Below are 16094 nucleotides of genomic sequence, written 5' to 3'. Positions count from 1 at the left end.
CCGCAGCCCTGCCGGCCACGATCCGTCCTGAAGTGGCCATACCCGGGCACCGCCCTTATCCTGGGGAGCGCTGTGACGCGCAGCACTGTCTACAGAAAGCTCCCCATGTCGTCGATCGACTCCGTCATCGAAGCCGTCTTCGCCCCTCTGTCCGCCGTGCTCAGCTCCATCATCTTCGTAGAGCTGCCGATCTTCGGCGGCGTCCCCGTGGTGGTCCTCTGGCTGATGCTCGCCGCCGTGTTCTTCACCGTCTGGCTGCGGTTCCAGCCCATCACCGGACTGAAGCACTCCATCGCCGTGATCCGCGGCCGCTACGCCCGCAAGACCGATCCCGGGGAGATCAGCTCCTTCCAGGCGCTCGCCACGGAACTGTCCGCCACCGTGGGCCTCGGCAACATCGCCGGCGTCGCCATCGCGATCGTGGCCGGCGGTCCCGGCGCAGCCGTCTGGATCGCCCTGTTCGGCTTCTTCGCCATGAGCGTGAAGATGGCCGAAGCGGCGCTCGGCTCGAAGTACCGCCGGGTCCTGCCCGACGGATCCACCCTCGGCGGCCCCATGTACGTGCTGCGCGACGGCTTCGCCGAGATCGGCTGGAAGCGCTTCGGCGTGGTCCTCGCCGGCATCTACGCCGTGTGCGCCCTCATCGGCATGCTCGGCGGCGGCAACCTGTTCCAGGCGAACCAGGTGACGATGATCGTCTCCAGCGCGTTCGGCGAGGACAGCGTGATCGGGCAGAACAACTGGATGATCGGTGCAGCGCTCGCGGTGATCGTCGCGATCGTGGTGCTCGGCGGCGTCACCTCCATCGCCCGCTGGACCTCGTTCATCACCCCGTTCATGGCGATCGCGTACATCCTGTCCGTGCTGCTGATCATCGTGATGAACATCGGTCAGCTGCCGAGCGCGGTCGCTGAAATCTTCACCGGCGCCGTGTCGCCGCAGGGTGTGACCGGCGGCGCGATCGGTGTGGCCGTGATCGGCATCCAGCGCGCCCTGTTCTCCAACGCAGCGGGTGTGGGAACGGCATCGATGTCGTTCTCCGCCTCGAAGACGAAGGACCCCGCCACGGAGGGGTACACCGCGATGTGGGGCCCGTTCGTGGACTCCGTGGTGGTGTGCATGCTGACCGCGGTCGCGATCGTCATCACCGGGGTGCACCGCCACGGCAGCCCGGACTCCGACGGCGTGGTGCTGACCGCTGAGGCGTTCGGCACGGTCACCGCCTGGTTCCCGTACGTCCTCACGGCCGTGGTGCTCCTGTTCGGCCTGTCGACGATGCTGAGCTACTCGTTCTTCTGCGAAATGCTCGCCACCTACATCTTCGGCCCCTCCAAGGGAGTGCGGATCACGTTCCGCATCATCTACGTGCTCTCGGTGGTCGTGGGTGCGGCGATCTCCATGGACTCCATGGTCGGGTTCGCCGACGCCACCACGTTCCTCGTCACCCTCCCGAACCTGCTGGGCCTGTACGTGCTGGCCCGGGTGGTCCGCTACGAGATCCTCCGCCACCGGACCCGCGTCGCGGTCGGCACCCTCAGCGAAGTGGACGAGGACCTGCGGGTCGGCATGGGCGACCACACCCCCACCCGTGAACAGACCCGCACCGCGGAGATGGAGGCGATCCGCCTCGACGAGCACGAAACCGCGGTGCACAACCGCCTCGCCGCCGACCCTGACTGGCCGCACTACTCCGACGAGCGCAGTCCAGGGGCCGCAGCCGCGGATGGGGCTGCGGGGGCCGACGGGTCCTCCGGGTCCCACGCCACTGGCTGACCCCGTCGGCCCTCTGCCTGAGGGGGCGCTTCCGCATCGCCGGACACCTTCCCCGGCGCTCCATCCGAGTCCCAGCAGAAGTGAGCACCGGGACCGACGCCCCCTGCATTACATTGTTCAACAGTCCATCGACCCCCGACTCTCCGGAAGGTGACATCGATGTCCACCACCCCTCCCCCAGCGGGTGATCCTCAGCCCTCCGCGCCCACAGGCTTCGCCGCGGGCTCGGCTGAAGCCCCCGCCGGCGTGCACATCCCCGACGATGACTTCTTCGCCGCCGAGGACGAAGGCATGCAGAAGGGGCTCTCACCCCGACAGCTGCAGATGATCGCCATCGGCTCCGCGATCGGCACCGGCCTGTTCCTCGGCGCCGGCGGCGGCCTCGCCGCCTCCGGGCCCGCCCTCGCCATCGTGTACGCCGTCTGCGGCTTCATGGGCTACCTGATGCTCCGCTCCCTCGGCGAGCTCGTGGTGCACCGCCCCTCCTCGGGCTCCTTCGTCTCCTACACCCGCCAGTTCTACGGCGAGCGCTCCGCCTTCACCGCCGGTTGGCTGTACTGGTTGAACTGGGCCACCACGGCCGTTGCCGACGCCACCGCCATCGCGCTCTACATCGCATGGTTCGGCCGGTACAGCGAGTTCGTCGCCGCCATCCCGCAGGGTCTCACCGCCCTCGTGGTCCTCGCCATCGTGCTCGCCATGAACCTGGTGAGTGTGAAGGTGTTCGGTGAGCTCGAGTTCTGGTTCGCGTTCATCAAGGTTGCGGCGCTGGTGACGTTCCTCGTGGTCGGCATCCTCTTCCTGATCTTCGGGACGCCGACGGGTTCGGACACCGGCTTCCACCTCATCAGCGAGAACGGGGGCTGGTTCCCGTTCGGCGCCGTTCCCGCGCTCCTGGCGATCCAGGGCACCGTGTTCGCCTACGCCGGCATCGAGCTGGTGGGCACCACCTCCGGTGAGACCCAGGACGCCAAGACCGTGATCCCGAAGGCGGTCAACACGGTGCTGCTGCGCATCGCCCTGTTCTACGTGGGCTCCATCGTTCTGCTGGTGCTGCTGCTGCCGGCCAGCGCCTACTCCGGGAGCGAGTCGCCGTTCGTGACGTTCTTCGACTCCATCGGCATCACCTGGACCGCCCCGGTCATGCAGCTGGTGGTCATCACCGCGGCTGCGTCGTCGCTGAACGCGGGCCTGTACTCCACCGGCCGCATCGTCCACTCCATGGCCATGGCCGGCTCCGCCCCCGAATGGGCGGGCCGCCTCAACAAGCACGGCGTGCCCGTGGGCGGCATCTGGCTGACCTCCATCGTGGGTGTGCTCGGCGTGGGGCTGAACTTCATCGTCCCCGAGGACGCGTTCACGATCGTGCTGAACATCGCCGCATTCGGCACCATGGCGGCGTGGGCCGCGATCTGCCTGTCGCACATGAAGTTCGTGCACCTGGCGAAGAAGGGCGTGTACTCCCGCCCGAAATACCGGGCACCCCTTGCACCGGTCAACGACATCGTGGTGCTCGCGTTCCTGGCGATCGTCGTCGTGATGATGGCGTTCGACTACCCCGTCGGCACGTACACCCTGGCGTTCCTTCTGCTGCTCGTTCCCGTGCTGATCGGCGGCTGGTTCCTGGTGCGCAAGCGCGTCATGGCGATCGCGGCGGAGCGCCAGGGCTACACCGGCGAGCACCCGGTCCTGGCGGCCTCGCAGTACGTCGAGGAGCGCGGCCGCGGCTCTCACCGCTACGACGGCTGATCCCCGCGCTGCCTGACGCGGACAGCGCACCGCCCCGAGCAACCGGCTCAGACCGGAGGTTCGGGGCGGTTCTGCGTCTGCGGTCTGAGGGTCAGCGGGCGCGGTCGGCGAGGAGGGCGGCGCCGCGGATGAAGGCCGCCATCTCCTGCCTCAGCAGGTCACCATCGGGGCGGAACGTCGCGTCCGGGAACCCGGCGGTGATTCCACTGGCACGGATCCAGCGGATCTGTGCTGCCGCTGGATGGTCAGCAGCGACGTCGGCGAAGAGGTCCGCTGCCTCCGGGTCAATGCGCAGACCGTGGCGGCGCAGGCGCGCCTCCAGCAGACCATGCAGGTAGTCGGCCAGCAGGCCGCGGGTGGCGACGGCGTTCGGCTGGAACTCGCCCTCAGCGCTCCCCCACTCGAGCCCCTGCGCCTGCAGCCATTCGATCTCTGCACGGTTCTGCGCATCAGCGGGAACATCCGTGAAGACGCCGCGGGCCCCGACCGTGGCCGGCGACCCCGCGAACCGGTACAGCGCAGCCGCGAGCTCATGCCGCAGAACCGGTGTCTCCGGCTGGAACTCATGCTTCCCTGCACCCGGGTCAATGCCCGTGGAGGTGATCCATTCGATGTCCGCGCGGAAGGGCGATTCTGAGACGTCAGTGAACCTCCGGACGACGGTGGCGCCCGTTCCCGTCAGCAGGGCAAGGCCGCCGATCGACCCGGCGGCGACGAGGACCCGGCGGCGCACGCGGCCCGAGGGTGTGGGAGACGGCCTCATCAGATCCACCCCAGCTGCTTCATCCGCTCCAGCAGCGCCCACACGACGACCTGGTTGCCGCGCGCGTTCAGATGGATGCCATCGGGGGCCACCACCGACTCCGGGATGCGACCCCGCGTCGCGGTGAAGGCGAGCGCGCGCACCGGTGGGCTCTGCAGACCCCACGAGGTGGACAGAAGTTCCTGCACATCGAGGAAGCGATCGCCGTAGCGGGCGCGCTGGTGATCGTTGACCCGGGCGACCGCGCGAGCGATCCGGGTGCTGTCCAGTGGAGTGACCCACTGTCCGAGGATGAAGCACCGCTCCGCCGCACCGGTGAAGTCGACCATTGCATCGGTATCGCTGATGGTCAGGGCGCCTTCCTGTTCACCGATGTTGTTCTTTCCGCACCAGAAGAGATGGTGGGCGCCCTTCAGGTCTGAGGTGAAGGCGGAGACGAAGGGGCCGTCCTCGGTGAGGGTCGACCCGTCGGCCGGTGTCCAGGTGAAGTGCGTGTCCGCACCGGCGAGGACGCCGGGCACACCGTTGATACTGCCGGCGCAGGAGAAGCCGCGCCAGGAGTTCATGTGATGGTCCACCCCGGAGACGGGCGCGGTGCCGGGGGTGGCGGCGCGACCGCCGGGGAACGCGACGGTCGGGGCGTCGAGTCCGATCTGGACACGGTTGTGGAAGCTCTGGGTGCCGCCCTGCGCGGTGGGGATGACCTCGCCCGGGCTGAGGACTGCGCGGAGGTGCTCGTGCGGACGGCTCGGGCTCGGCGCACCGTGGTCGCCGCCCTCGCCGGACATGGAGCTGGAGCCCCAGGTGAAGAGCCGAGCAACGGTGGGCGTGAGCAGAAACCTGGTACCAGCCGTCCCTGTCTCCACTCGTCACCCCCTGTCACGGTCCCACGGGCTCTTTGCGAGCGCACAAGCTGAAGAATACCTGCCCTTTGCCTCGGCGTGCGACCCGGATTCCGACCTCCGCATGGGAGATCTGAGCCACACGTCAGCGGCGGACATGCACGCGCCGACCGTGCTGTTCACCGTCTTGGGCACAGAAAAGAGCCCTGGACATCAGTCCAGGGCTCTTCGTTGATCAGCTGCTGGCGCGTCACTCCCGTGATGAGCTGGGCGCTGCTGAATGGTGGAGCCGGCGGGAATCGAACCCGCGTCCGATAGTGCGAAGCCAGGGCTTCTCCGGGCGCAGTCTGCGAAAGGCGTTTTCTCAGTTCCGGCGCTCACACAGACATGTCGCCGACGAACTCAGTCATTCTGAAGTGTTCACCCCGTGCCGATGACAAGCACGGGAAGCAGTGGCTCGCTCAATGATGGACAGGTCAGGTCGCGAGCAACCCCTGACGGTCCAGACTGCTACTCGCTGATCAGGCAGCGAGAGCGAAGTCAGTGCGCTTAGGTTCGGCACTTATTGGTTTCCACAGATCGTTAACGAGATGACTGTGGCTCCTCGGCCCGCTTCCCCTCGCTGGACATCTACCGTCGAAACCGATCGGCCCCGTGCAAGGAATGCGGTATGGATCGCACACCCTATGAACTTGTCAAACAAGCCGCAGACTCCTCATCCGTGGAGAACCAGCTTACCACCGGCCGGGAGGACCGGCCAGGCATTATTCGCCACAGGCGAACTGCGGCGCCCGTCGGCCTCCCGCCGCGGTTTCCGGTGGCGGCAGCGCCGACTTCTCAGCCGCCGAGCTTCTCCCGATGACGCATCGCGCGCTGCGCTTCGCGGTTGTCCTGCTTCTCCCGCAGGGTCTGCCGCTTGTCCCATTCCTTCTTGCCGCGCGCCAGCGCCACCTTCACCTTGGCGTGCGAGCCGAGGAAGTACAGCTCCAGGGGAACGATCGTGCGCCCCTTCTCGCGGGTCTTGCCCATGAGCTTGAGGATCTCCGACTTGTGCATGAGCAGCTTGCGCTTGCGGCGCGCTGCGTGGTTGGTCCACGTGCCCTTCACGTACGGGGCGATGTGGACGTGCTCCATCCACATCTCGCCGCCATCGATGTAGCAGAACCCGTCGACCAGGGAGGCTCCGCGGTCGCGCAGGGACTTCACTTCGGTGCCGGTCAGCACGATGCCCGCTTCCCACGTCGCATCGATGTGGTAGTCGTGCAGGGCCCGCTTGTTGGAGGAGATCAGCACCTTCTTGCGCTCGGGGGCGTCGCCCCCGGGGCGCTTGCCGGACTTCGAGGCCTTCGTGCTCACGATGCTCACTCCTGTTCGAAACGATGGGGCCCGACGGATGCGGGCCCCACATTGTTGCACGCACCGCAGCGGTGGTGCGAAGGATTTTCGCGTGCGGCTCAACCCAGCCTGCGTGCCGGCGGCGCGGCCGACGGGATCAGCCGATGAACCTGAGGGGGTCCACGGGGGTGCCGTCGAGACGGGTTTCGAAGTGCAGGTGCGGGCCGGTGGAGTTGCCGGTGTTGCCGGACAGCGCCACCAGCTGGCCCTTCTTGACAGTCTGCCCTGGGGAGACGCGGAAGGCTGACAAGTGCAGGTAGCGGGTCACGAGCAGCTGCCCGTTGTACAGGCCGTGGCTGATCTCCAGCACGTTGCCGCCACCGCCGCTGAAGCCGGTGCGCAGCACCTTGCCGTCGGCCATGGCGCGCACGGGGCTGCCGCTCGGGAGACCCCAGTCCTGGCCGGCGTGCAGCTTGCGGGTGTGGAAGATCGGGTGGACGCGGTAGCCGAACTTCGAGGTCATGACGCCGTCGGACGGCTTCATGAACTGTCCACTGGTGGTGACGGTGTCCGTGTAGGTGGAGGACAGGGTGTCCTTCTCCCCCGCGCCGCGGCGGCGGGATGCTTCACGGCGGGCAGCGGCGAGCTGCTCCTCACGCTCCTTCTTCTCCAGGCGCTCCAGCTCCGCATTCAGCTGCTCCGACTGCTTGTTCAGCTCCCGCTCGCGCTTCTTGAAGCGGTTCTTCTCCGTCTCCAGAGTCTGCTTCTGCTTCTTCTGCTGGGAATAGAGCTCGTCCAGTCCCTTCTTGGCGCTGGCCGCATCGGACTCCGCCTTCTTGCGCGCCTTGACCGCGGCGGCGGACTTCTTCTTAAGATCCGCGATCTCGGTGCGGACAGCACTGAGGCGGTCAGCGGCATTGACGTTCTGGGCCTGGTCGGTGCGCTTGCCGACCAGTTCGCGGCCCTGCGACTGCAGGGTCAGCTTGTAGTTCATGGAACGGTCGACGGTGTTCTGCGGATCACCGGAGCCCACGAACACGGACGCGGCGCTCGGCATCCCCGAGCCCTTGTAGGCGTCCAGGGACAGTTCGGCCATTTCGGCGTCTCCGGCGGCGATCTCCTCCTTGCCGGAGGCGACCTTCTTCTGCAGCTCCTTCTCCTCCTTCTGCGCGGCGGCGAGGCGCGAGGCGAGCGCGTCGTCCTCCTTCTGCGCCTGCGCGAGGGCGGTCCGGGCGTCGTCCAGGCGGGACTGCGCCTCGGGGATCTGCAGCTCCGTCTGCGCGAGTTCGAGGTAGGTGTCGGCGAGCTGCTGATCCACGCCGTCGAGGTCTTGGCGCATGCGGGCGAGTTCGGAGTCGACGCTCTCCTTCTCCCGCTGCTTGTCCTTCTTGCCGTTGTCGGCGTAGGAGACGGGCGAGGTGGACAGCAGCACCGTGCCCAGTCCGCACACGAGGGCGGAACCGGTGACGGAGCGGAGCAGGGTTCGACGGGACGGCAGACCGGTCATGCGATCACACCTTCAGGTAGCGGTTGAGCGAGACCACGGAGGACCCGATGGCCATGAGTGCGCCGAGCAGGATCAGGATGGGCGCGATCCAGATGATGTCGCCGCTGCCGATCTGCACGATGGAGTCGCCGAGGGTGGAGCGCAGCCACCCGTCGACCAGGAAGTTGAAGCCGAGCGCAAGGATGCCGCTGGCGAGGATGCCGCCGATGATGGCGGCGACCGCGCCCTCGAGCAGGAAGGGCAGGCGGATGAACAGGTTGGAGGCACCCACCAGGCGCATGATTGCGATCTCGCGGCGACGGTTCACCACGGACATGCGGATCGTGGTGGCGATGAGCAGGACCGCGGCGATCAGCATGATGACCGCCAGGCCGACCGCGAGCAGGGTGGACTGGTTGAGGGCGTTGATGAACGGTTCGTACACCGCGAGGAGGTCGGACACTTCGTCCACTCCGGTCCGGCCCTGGAAGAAGTCCACGACCGCCTGGGAGCGCTGGGAGTCCTTCAGGGTGATGTGGAAGCTCACCGGCATGTCCTTCTCGGTGAAGTCCTGGGCGAACGCTTCACCGCTGAACTGCTCCTGGTAGATCGCGAGCGCTTCCTTGGGGCTGCGCTCCTTCACGCTGGCGATGTACGGGGAGAGGACGTCGCCGCTGAGGGCGTCACGGGTCTCTTTCAGCTGCGCGTCGGTGGCGGCGCCGCCGGAGCAGGAGGCGGTGGTGGAGTGCGGGGAGCACATGTAGATGGTGATCTGGGAGTTCTGCACCAGGGTCTGGCGCATCTCCATGATCTGCTTCTGCATGGCGATGCCGGCGCCCACGAAGGACAGGGACACGGCGGTCACGATGATCACGGAGATGACCATTGCGATGTTCCGCCACAGTCCGATGAAGCTCTCGGAGAGGACGTAGCGTGCTCTCATCGGGCGCCCTCCTCGCTGCTGTGGACGGGCTCGTCGAAGCCGGCTTCGCCGTAGCCGTCGTCATCGAACGCGGTGTCGACGTCGCCGATCTTCTCCTCCTCGGGGAAGTAGTCCTCGAGGTTGGGGGCGGGCGCTGCTGTGGATCCCGTCGGCCCGCCGTCGCGCAGATCGGGGCCGACGGGCGCGTCGTCCTCATCGCGGGTCAGCAACGGATCGTCCGGGTGCCCCGACTCGTCGGCGCGGGTCTGGGTGACGGGGCGGGACCCGTCGGCCTCCTCCGCCGCGCCGGAACCTGCGGTGCGGGCGGGCTCGGACATGCTCCCGGTGGGGGTGTCCTGGTCAGCGTCGCGGCCGAGGACTTCCCGGGCGGCTGCTTCGCGAGCGGCCGCGGTGGCGGCGCGGTCACGGTCCGCCTGCGTGCCGACGGGTTCGCCGAGCTCGTTGAGCGGCATGCTCGAGGTGTAGCCGCCGCCGACCTCATCGCGGACCACGACTCCCCCGACGAGCTCCACCACGCGGCGCTTCATGCGGTCCACCGCCGAGCGGTCGTGCGTGGCCATGAGCACGGTGGTGCCGTTGTCATTGATCTCGGTGAGCAGCTCCATGATGCCTTCGGCGGTCTGCGGGTCGAGGTTGCCGGTGGGCTCATCGGCCAGCAGGATGCGGGGGCGGTTCACGTAGGCGCGGGCGATGGCGACGCGCTGCTGCTCACCACCGGAGAGCTCATGGGGCATGCGGTGGCCCTTGTCCTCCAGGCCCACCATCTCCAGCATCTCCGGCACGAGACGGCGGGACGCGGAGCGGGGCGTGCCGATCACGTGCAGCGCGAACTCGATGTTCTGGTACGCGGTCTTCGTGGGCAGCAGGCGAAAGTCCTGGAACACCATGCCGATGTCGCGGCGCAGCTTCGGCACCTTCCACGACGGGATCCTCGACAGGTCCTTGCCGGCCACGAAGATGCTGCCGGAGGACGGGGTCGTCTCCTTCAGGATGAGGCGCATCATGGTGGACTTGCCGGAGCCGGAGGCGCCCACCAGGAATGCGAACTCGCCGCGCTCGAACTCAATGGTGAGTCGATCGAGCGCGGGCTCTGCGGTTCTCTGGTACGCCTTGGTGACGTCGTCGAAGCGGATCACGCGTGTCCTTCTGTCGCTGCGGAGGTGTCAGTGGGTCGGGTCACGGGTCCACCGGGGCTGGGCCCGGTCAGTCCTCGCTGGTGCCCTGGCCGACCCGCCAGCGGATGCCGGCTTCGAGGAAGCCGTCGATCTCGCCGTCGAACACGGACTGCGGGTTGCCCTCGGAGTACTCGGTGCGCAGGTCCTTCACCATCTGGTACGGGTTCAGCACGTAGGAGCGCATCTGGTCGCCCCAGCTCGCCTTCACATCACCGGCCAGCTCCTTGCGCTTGGCGTCCTCCTCCTGCTTCTTCACCAGCAGCAGGCGCGACTGCATGACGCGCAGAGCGGCCGCACGGTTCTGGATCTGCGACTTCTCATCCTGCATCGACACCACGATGCCGGTGGGGATGTGGGTCATGCGGACTGCGGAGTCCGTGGTGTTGACGCTCTGCCCACCGGGTCCGGAGGAGCGGAACACGTCCACCTTCAGCTCGTTCTCGGGGATCTCGATGGAGTCGGTGGACTCGATCAGCGGGATCACCTCGACCGCGGCGAAGGAGGTCTGGCGGCGGCCCTGGTTGTCGAACGGAGAGATGCGCACCAGGCGGTGCGTGCCGCCCTCCACCGACAGGGTGCCGTAGGCGTACGGGGCGTCCACTTCGAAGGTCACGGACTTCAGCCCGGCCTCTTCGGCGTAGGACGTGTCCATCACCTTGGTGGGGTAGCCGCGGTGCTCTGCCCAGCGCAGGTACATGCGCATGAGGATCTCCGCGAAGTCAGCGGCGTCCACACCACCGGCGCCGGCGCGGATGGTGATGACGGCGGAGCGCTCGTCGTACTCACCGGAGAGGAGGGTGCGCACTTCGAGCTCTTCAAGGGTCTTGCGGATGGAGGCGAGCTCCTTCTCCGCCTCGTGGCGTGCGTCCGAGTCGTTCTCCTCCTCGGCGAGCTCCACCATGATCTCGAGGTCGTCGATGCGGGACTCGAGGTCGTTGATGCGGCGGAACTCGGCCTGCGCGTGCGACATCTGCGACGTCACCTTCTGGGCGGACTCGGGGTCATCCCACAGGTCAGGCGCTGCGGCCTGCTCCTCGAGGACCGCGATCCGCTTCTTCAGCGCGTCCATGTCGGTGACCTTCTCGATCGAGGTCAGCGTGGCGCGCAGGGCAGGGATTTCGGCAGAAAAGTCAACACTCACGATTTCCATCCTAGATCAGGCAGTCCCATCGGTCAGTGAAGGGGACGGTGAGTCTGGACGCACTCCCCCACCCGGTCAGCCAGCATCGCGGCAGGGCGACCAGGTCAGAACGAATGCGCTTCGGACTCCACGCGCAGAGTCACCGGCGCATCGAGGCTGCGGGAGATCCACCCCACCAGCGGCGGGTAGGTCTCGGCGACCATACGCACCGTGACGTCACCGCTGGGATGCACCTCAACCGACTCCACCTCGACTCTGCCGAGACTCCCGCCACCGGCCGGATAGGACGCCAAGTAGTCCTCCACGGCCTGCTCCGCACTGTCCTGCGAGATCAGCTTCGACCTGGTCTGCCCCGGAGCGCGATAGCCCGCGTTGAATGCCTCCACCGCATCCTCATCCACAGCCGCGGCCGCCGACAGCGCAGCACCGTCAGCCATGGCCTGCACCCGATTGCGGTCCAGCTCCACGCCTGTGATCGCGGCACCGAACGCAATGACCATCAGGACGATGACCATCACCCCGATCGTGAGGACCGACGTATTCCCCCGTTCTTCCCGGAGCGCGGCGACCAGACGTGTTCGTGACGTCCAGCGGGGCCGGATCATCCGACTGGGCCGGGTCATCCGCGGTCCTCCCTGTGCTCATCGACAACGAGGGAATGCTCAGCGGAGACCGTGACCGGCCCGCCGCTCAGTCCGAGGTGACCGAGTCCGGGCAACGGTACGGGGATCTCAACCCGCGTGGTCACGGTCGTTCCCGGGGCGGAGCACCGCGGGGACGAACAGTCGACCGTGACGGCATCCCGCGTGAGCTCGACCCCGTAGTCCTCACGGGCCGACTGAACGATCAGCGCCACTGCGCGATCTGCAGCTTCAGGATCTTCGTGCCCGGTGATGGACCGGGTGGTGTGGACCGCCGTGCTTGTGGCCGCGAACGATGCGTTCTGCATCGCCCCGAGCCACAGGATCAGATAGGCCAGCGGGATCAGGAGAATGACGGCCGCACCGATGAACTCAACGGCTGCAGATCCTCGCTCGCTGCGCAGTCGTCGGCCGATGGGCGCTGCCGCGCGCACCGCCCGCTTCACAGCGAGTCCTCGTCCACCGCGTGACCCTCCACGACCAGTCCCCCGCGCGGCCCGATGAAGCCCACGAGCGGCAGGTCCGCCCGGACCCGAACCGTGATCATCCCATCGGCCGTGCGGTCAGCGCTGACTTCGGGGTCGACCAGGGAATGGAAGCGTCGATCAGCGATCGCATAGGTGCGGTTCGTGCCGTCCTCCACGCCGTTGCCGTACAGGCTTGCGTGGTGGGCGCCCTGGACCGCTGCATCGATCAGACCATTGCGGACGTAGACGAACAGGGCCAGCTGCGTCAGCGTCAGGGTCAGGCCCACGACCAGCACCATCACCAGCGGAAACTCGGCGATGATGCTGCCGCGCTCCTCCCGCAGGCGGGAGGGCAGCCGCGCAGAGAACCGTGGCAGCGGTCGCAGCAGAGGGCGGGGCATGAGGATCAGCCGAACTGGGCGATCGCCTGGTTGAACAGCCCGATCAGGGCGTCACTCGCAACTGCCCATAGGGCAACAACAATGCCTGCGGTCATAAGAGTGATGAGGACCCAGCCGGGCACGTCACCACGGTCGCTGCGCAGCGCTTCTGCGACGCGACCGGCGAGGCGCCGCAGACGCTCCGGTCGGCGGGTCTGAGCAGTGATGCGGGTGTCCTTCATGGGATTGACTCCTTAGTTCGTTTGAGTGATTGAGGACGGAGGGGACCGGTTCAGGTCACAGGGAAATGGAAAGGACGGACAGGCCGGGGAAGATGGCGAACACGATGACCATCGGCATCAGCAGGAACACAACGGGAATCAGCATCCAGATCTCGCGCTTGCCCGCTGTCTCCATCAGGTCGCGGCGTCCGGCGTCGCGGGCGTCCTGCGCCTGAGCGCGCAACACATCCGCCAGCGGCGTACCGCGTTCGATCGCAACGGTGACGCCGTCGGTGAACCGGGTGATGGTCTCCAAGGAGGTGCGCCGCCCCAGCTGTCGGAACGCGTCCTCCACTGTCGCGCCGGCGCGGATATCCGCCACGGTCCGGCCGAGCTCGTGCGCGAGCGGCCCGGTCGTTGTTCGACTGACCCGTTCCATAGCTGCGACCGTGCCCTCACCGGCAGCGACCGCGAGCGCGAGCAGGTCCGCGACCGTGGGGAACTCCCGGGCGAGCTGCTCGGATCGCCTCTGGATCTGCATGGACAGCCATTTGTCGCGGGCGAGGGCACCGAGGACGGTCATCACGAGCACGAGGATCAGCATCGGGACAGCACCCGCGTCACGCAGGGTGATGAGCAGGATCGCCGAGATCAGCGCCACCGTGAATGCGGCGACCGCCCACAGTGCCTGTTCGGCGCGGAAGGCGTCGGCGGAGTCCTCGCGGCCCGCCAGGCGGAGCCGACGGGTGATCTCCTCCTCCGAACCGAACCAGCGGGCTGTGAGCCGCGCCGCCGACCGGACCGGCGGCAGGATGTTGCGGCGCAGGAACGGGTGGGAGGACAGGGCGTGCTCGTAGGCGGCGAAGCCTCCGCGGCGCTGACTGCGGCGAACGTACGGGTCGATGCGACGGTGCACCGCGCGCGGCCGTGTCCACGGATTGTGCAGGAGCACGAGCACGCTGCCCACCCCGAAGGCTGCACCGATGACCGCGCCGAGGACCGCGGGGCTCATGCGAGCGTCCTCTGGTTGTGCGGGAGGCGTCCGATGCGGACCATCAGGCGATAGGCAGCAATGCTGACCACCGCTCCCCCGGCGATCAGTGCCGCCCCGGCCGGAGTGTCGTACGCCTCGGCGGCTTCGGGGCGCATCACCATCATGGCGAGGACCGCCCACGGCGCCACGAGAGCGAGCCGAGCACCGTTCACGGTCCAACTCTGTCGGGCTTCGAGTTCGGAGCGGACTCGGGCGTCATCACGGAGGAACTGGGCGAGTGTGCGCAGCAGCGCGCCGAGGTCCGTGCCGCCCACATCCCGCGTGATCCGCAGGGCCTCCACAATGCGGTCACCGACGGGGTCGGCGAGGCGCATCTTCAACCGGTCCAGGCAGTGCCCGAAGTCACCAGTCGCCTGATAGTCGCGGGCGAAGTCGGAGAAGCTGTCGCGCAACGGCTCCGGGCCGTGCTCGGCGAGCTGTGCCAGCGCCTCCGGCAGCGACATTCCCGCCCGGACAGCGGAGTTCACGTGCTCGATCAGATCCGGCCACACGTCCTTCAAGGAGTCCCGCCGCTTCTGCGCCAGCATCCGCACGATCGCGATGGGTGCGGTGAGGGCGAGCGCGCCAGCGGCGATGCTCGGCACCATGGCAGTGGTCGCTCCGAGAGCGATGAGGAAGACGAGGCCGGCGAGCAGGACCGACACCGCCGCGAGGTGGATCGGCTCCACTCGCAGCAGGCCGATCCGCGTCAGGTCGTCGCTGAGGCGCTGCGCCGCGCGGCTGCGGGCGCGCCGCTTGGGGCTGCGCTCGTCCTCCCATGCGGACATGAAGATCAGCAGCGCCCCCATGCCGAGCACTGCTCCGAGGATGATTCCCTTCACTGCCATCAGGCGGCCCCCAGCAGTTCGCCGAGGTTATGCCCCGCTCGTGCGAAGCGGTCCCGGTGAGGCGGGAACCCGTCGGCCCGGATCAGCCGACCATCGCGGGTCTCGAAGATCTTCTCGATCTCCACTACGCCCTCCTCCACGCGTCCCGGCACGGCCGCGATCTCACGGATGCGGCGGCGCCCGTCGGGCATCAGGTCCTGGTGAACCACCAGGTCGATGGCGGATGCAACGGTGGGGATCACGAAGCCGCCCGCAACGTTCTCCCCAGCCAGCAGAGGCAGCGTGCAGAGCTTTCCGATCGCGTCGCGAGCCGAGTTGGCGTGGATGCTGGCCATGCCGGGCAGGCCGGAGTTGAGGGCGATGAGCATGTCCAGCGATTCCGCTTCGCGCACTTCGCCGACGATGATGCGGTCCGGCCTCATCCGCAGGGTCTCCTTCACAAGGCGGCGCATGCTGATCTCGCCCGTGCCCTCCAGGCTCGCCTGACGGGTCTGCATCGCCACCACATCGCGCACCCGGATGTCGAGCTCGAAGACCTCTTCGATGGTGATGACGCGCTCGCGGGGACGGACGGCTGCTCCCAGACAGTTCAACGTGGTGGTCTTGCCTGCGCTGGTGCTGCCGGAGACGAGGATGTTCAGGCCGGCTTTGACAGCGGCGTCGAGGAACCGGGCCGCCTGGTCCGTGAGAGTGCCGAGCTGAACGAGATCGCTGAGGCTGTGCGCACGGGCGATGAACTTTCGGATGTTGACGCTGATGTGCTGCCGGGTGACGTGCGGGATGACGGCATGGAGGCGGGATCCGTCCGGCAGGAGGGCGTCCACGAACGGGGTGGAGAGGTCGATGCGGCGACCTGAGGAGGCGAGCATGCGCTCCACCAGGCCGCGGACCTGGGAGTCGGACAGCACCAACGGGGTCAGTTCGGCGACGCCGAGGCGGCTGACGAACACCTCCGTTGGGGAGTTGATCCAGATCTCTTCGACGGTGGGGTCGTCGAGGAACGGCTGGAGGGGGCCGAAGCCGCCGATGCGGGCCGCGACATCGGAGACGACCGATTCGGGATCGCGCACGGTCGGCACTTCCCCGCGGGCTGCGCGGGCTTCGTAGTCCGCGAACACTTCGCGGATCAGGGCTTCGAGGGCGTCCGATCCGGTCTCGATCCCCCGCATGCGGATGCTGTCGCGTGATTCCGCTTCGATGATGGCAACGGCGTCCACAGGCCACTCCTCGTTGAATCGACTGTGATCCACATAACCAGACTGCGCGAAGGATCGGGCAGGATTCGGACTTCTTGTGG

Annotated in this window: 16 protein-coding genes and 1 other RNA gene; 2 read left to right on the top strand and 15 right to left on the bottom strand. The window is 67.5% G+C overall.

Annotation, left to right across the window (positions count from 1 at the left end; all coding sequences use genetic code 11):
• The first annotated feature begins 105 nt into the window (after positions 1–105).
• A complete protein-coding gene (locus R3I40_RS02790; protein WP_285262148.1) occupies positions 106–1773 on the top strand; it encodes an alanine/glycine:cation symporter family protein in 1668 nt (555 codons plus the stop codon).
• 159 nt (positions 1774–1932) lie between these two features.
• Entirely contained in the window at positions 1933–3522 is a 1590-nt protein-coding gene (locus R3I40_RS02785; RefSeq protein ID WP_396349480.1) for an amino acid permease, read from the top strand.
• Positions 3523–3613: 91 nt separating this feature from the next.
• Here the strand turns inward: R3I40_RS02785 and R3I40_RS02780 are convergent, their stop codons facing one another.
• The 15 genes from R3I40_RS02780 to R3I40_RS02710 all read right to left on the bottom strand — a co-directional run bounded on the left by R3I40_RS02780 (position 3614) and on the right by R3I40_RS02710 (position 16014).
• Positions 3614–4285: an S-layer homology domain-containing protein gene (locus R3I40_RS02780; protein ID WP_183373777.1), complete on the bottom strand. Its 672-nt coding sequence runs from the start codon at positions 4283–4285 to the stop codon at positions 3614–3616.
• The gene (locus tag R3I40_RS02775) at positions 4285–5073 is read right to left on the bottom strand and encodes an SGNH/GDSL hydrolase family protein (protein WP_239375231.1); all 789 of its coding nucleotides are present in this window, start codon (positions 5071–5073) and stop codon (positions 4285–4287) included. Before R3I40_RS02775 ends, R3I40_RS02780 begins: the two co-directional genes overlap by 1 nt.
• 335 nt (positions 5074–5408) lie before the next feature.
• Positions 5409–5781: a transfer-messenger RNA gene (ssrA, locus tag R3I40_RS02770) on the bottom strand.
• Between the two features lie 183 nt (positions 5782–5964).
• Positions 5965–6483, bottom strand: a complete 519-nt coding sequence (smpB, locus tag R3I40_RS02765; protein ID WP_239375229.1) for an SsrA-binding protein SmpB — start codon at positions 6481–6483, stop codon at positions 5965–5967.
• Between the two features lie 136 nt (positions 6484–6619).
• Positions 6620–7969, bottom strand: a complete 1350-nt coding sequence (locus tag R3I40_RS02760) for a M23 family metallopeptidase (protein WP_285262147.1) — start codon at positions 7967–7969, stop codon at positions 6620–6622.
• A gap of 4 nt (positions 7970–7973) precedes the next feature.
• Positions 7974–8891 (bottom strand): permease-like cell division protein FtsX, encoded by a 918-nt coding sequence (ftsX, locus tag R3I40_RS02755; RefSeq protein WP_183373736.1) that lies wholly within the window; start codon positions 8889–8891, stop codon positions 7974–7976.
• Complete coding sequence (gene ftsE / locus R3I40_RS02750) at positions 8888–10027, bottom strand: cell division ATP-binding protein FtsE (RefSeq protein WP_285262146.1); 1140 nt, start codon at positions 10025–10027, stop codon at positions 8888–8890. The genes ftsX and ftsE overlap by 4 nt, the downstream gene beginning before the upstream one ends.
• Before the next feature lie 67 nt (positions 10028–10094).
• Positions 10095–11216: a peptide chain release factor 2 gene (gene prfB / locus R3I40_RS02745; RefSeq protein WP_221187075.1), complete on the bottom strand. Its 1122-nt coding sequence runs from the start codon at positions 11214–11216 to the stop codon at positions 10095–10097.
• A 95-nt stretch (positions 11217–11311) separates the two neighbouring features.
• The gene (locus tag R3I40_RS02740) at positions 11312–11812 is read right to left on the bottom strand and encodes a pilus assembly protein TadG-related protein (protein ID WP_285262145.1); all 501 of its coding nucleotides are present in this window, start codon (positions 11810–11812) and stop codon (positions 11312–11314) included.
• Positions 11813–11826: 14 nt separating this feature from the next.
• Positions 11827–12294, bottom strand: coding sequence for a hypothetical protein (locus R3I40_RS02735; protein ID WP_317700083.1), 468 nt, complete (start codon positions 12292–12294; stop codon positions 11827–11829).
• The gene (locus R3I40_RS02730; RefSeq protein ID WP_239375221.1) at positions 12291–12716 is read right to left on the bottom strand and encodes a pilus assembly protein; all 426 of its coding nucleotides are present in this window, start codon (positions 12714–12716) and stop codon (positions 12291–12293) included. Before R3I40_RS02730 ends, R3I40_RS02735 begins: the two co-directional genes overlap by 4 nt.
• Before the next feature lie 5 nt (positions 12717–12721).
• Positions 12722–12937 carry a hypothetical protein gene (locus tag R3I40_RS02725; RefSeq protein WP_183375415.1) on the bottom strand — a complete coding sequence of 72 codons (216 nt, stop codon included), beginning with the start codon at positions 12935–12937 and terminating at the stop codon, positions 12722–12724.
• 55 nt (positions 12938–12992) lie between these two features.
• The gene (locus R3I40_RS02720) at positions 12993–13928 is read right to left on the bottom strand and encodes a type II secretion system F family protein (RefSeq protein WP_183373728.1); all 936 of its coding nucleotides are present in this window, start codon (positions 13926–13928) and stop codon (positions 12993–12995) included.
• A complete protein-coding gene (locus tag R3I40_RS02715) occupies positions 13925–14797 on the bottom strand; it encodes a type II secretion system F family protein (RefSeq protein WP_317700082.1) in 873 nt (290 codons plus the stop codon). Before R3I40_RS02715 ends, R3I40_RS02720 begins: the two co-directional genes overlap by 4 nt.
• Positions 14797–16014 carry a TadA family conjugal transfer-associated ATPase gene (locus R3I40_RS02710; RefSeq protein WP_285262144.1) on the bottom strand — a complete coding sequence of 406 codons (1218 nt, stop codon included), beginning with the start codon at positions 16012–16014 and terminating at the stop codon, positions 14797–14799. Before R3I40_RS02710 ends, R3I40_RS02715 begins: the two co-directional genes overlap by 1 nt.
• Positions 16015–16094 lie beyond the last annotated feature (80 nt).

It is taken from the genome of Helcobacillus massiliensis (genome assembly GCF_033106145.1).
GTDB lineage: Bacteria > Actinomycetota > Actinomycetes > Actinomycetales > Dermabacteraceae > Helcobacillus > Helcobacillus massiliensis.
This window is presented reverse-complemented; position numbering and strand designations above follow the sequence as displayed.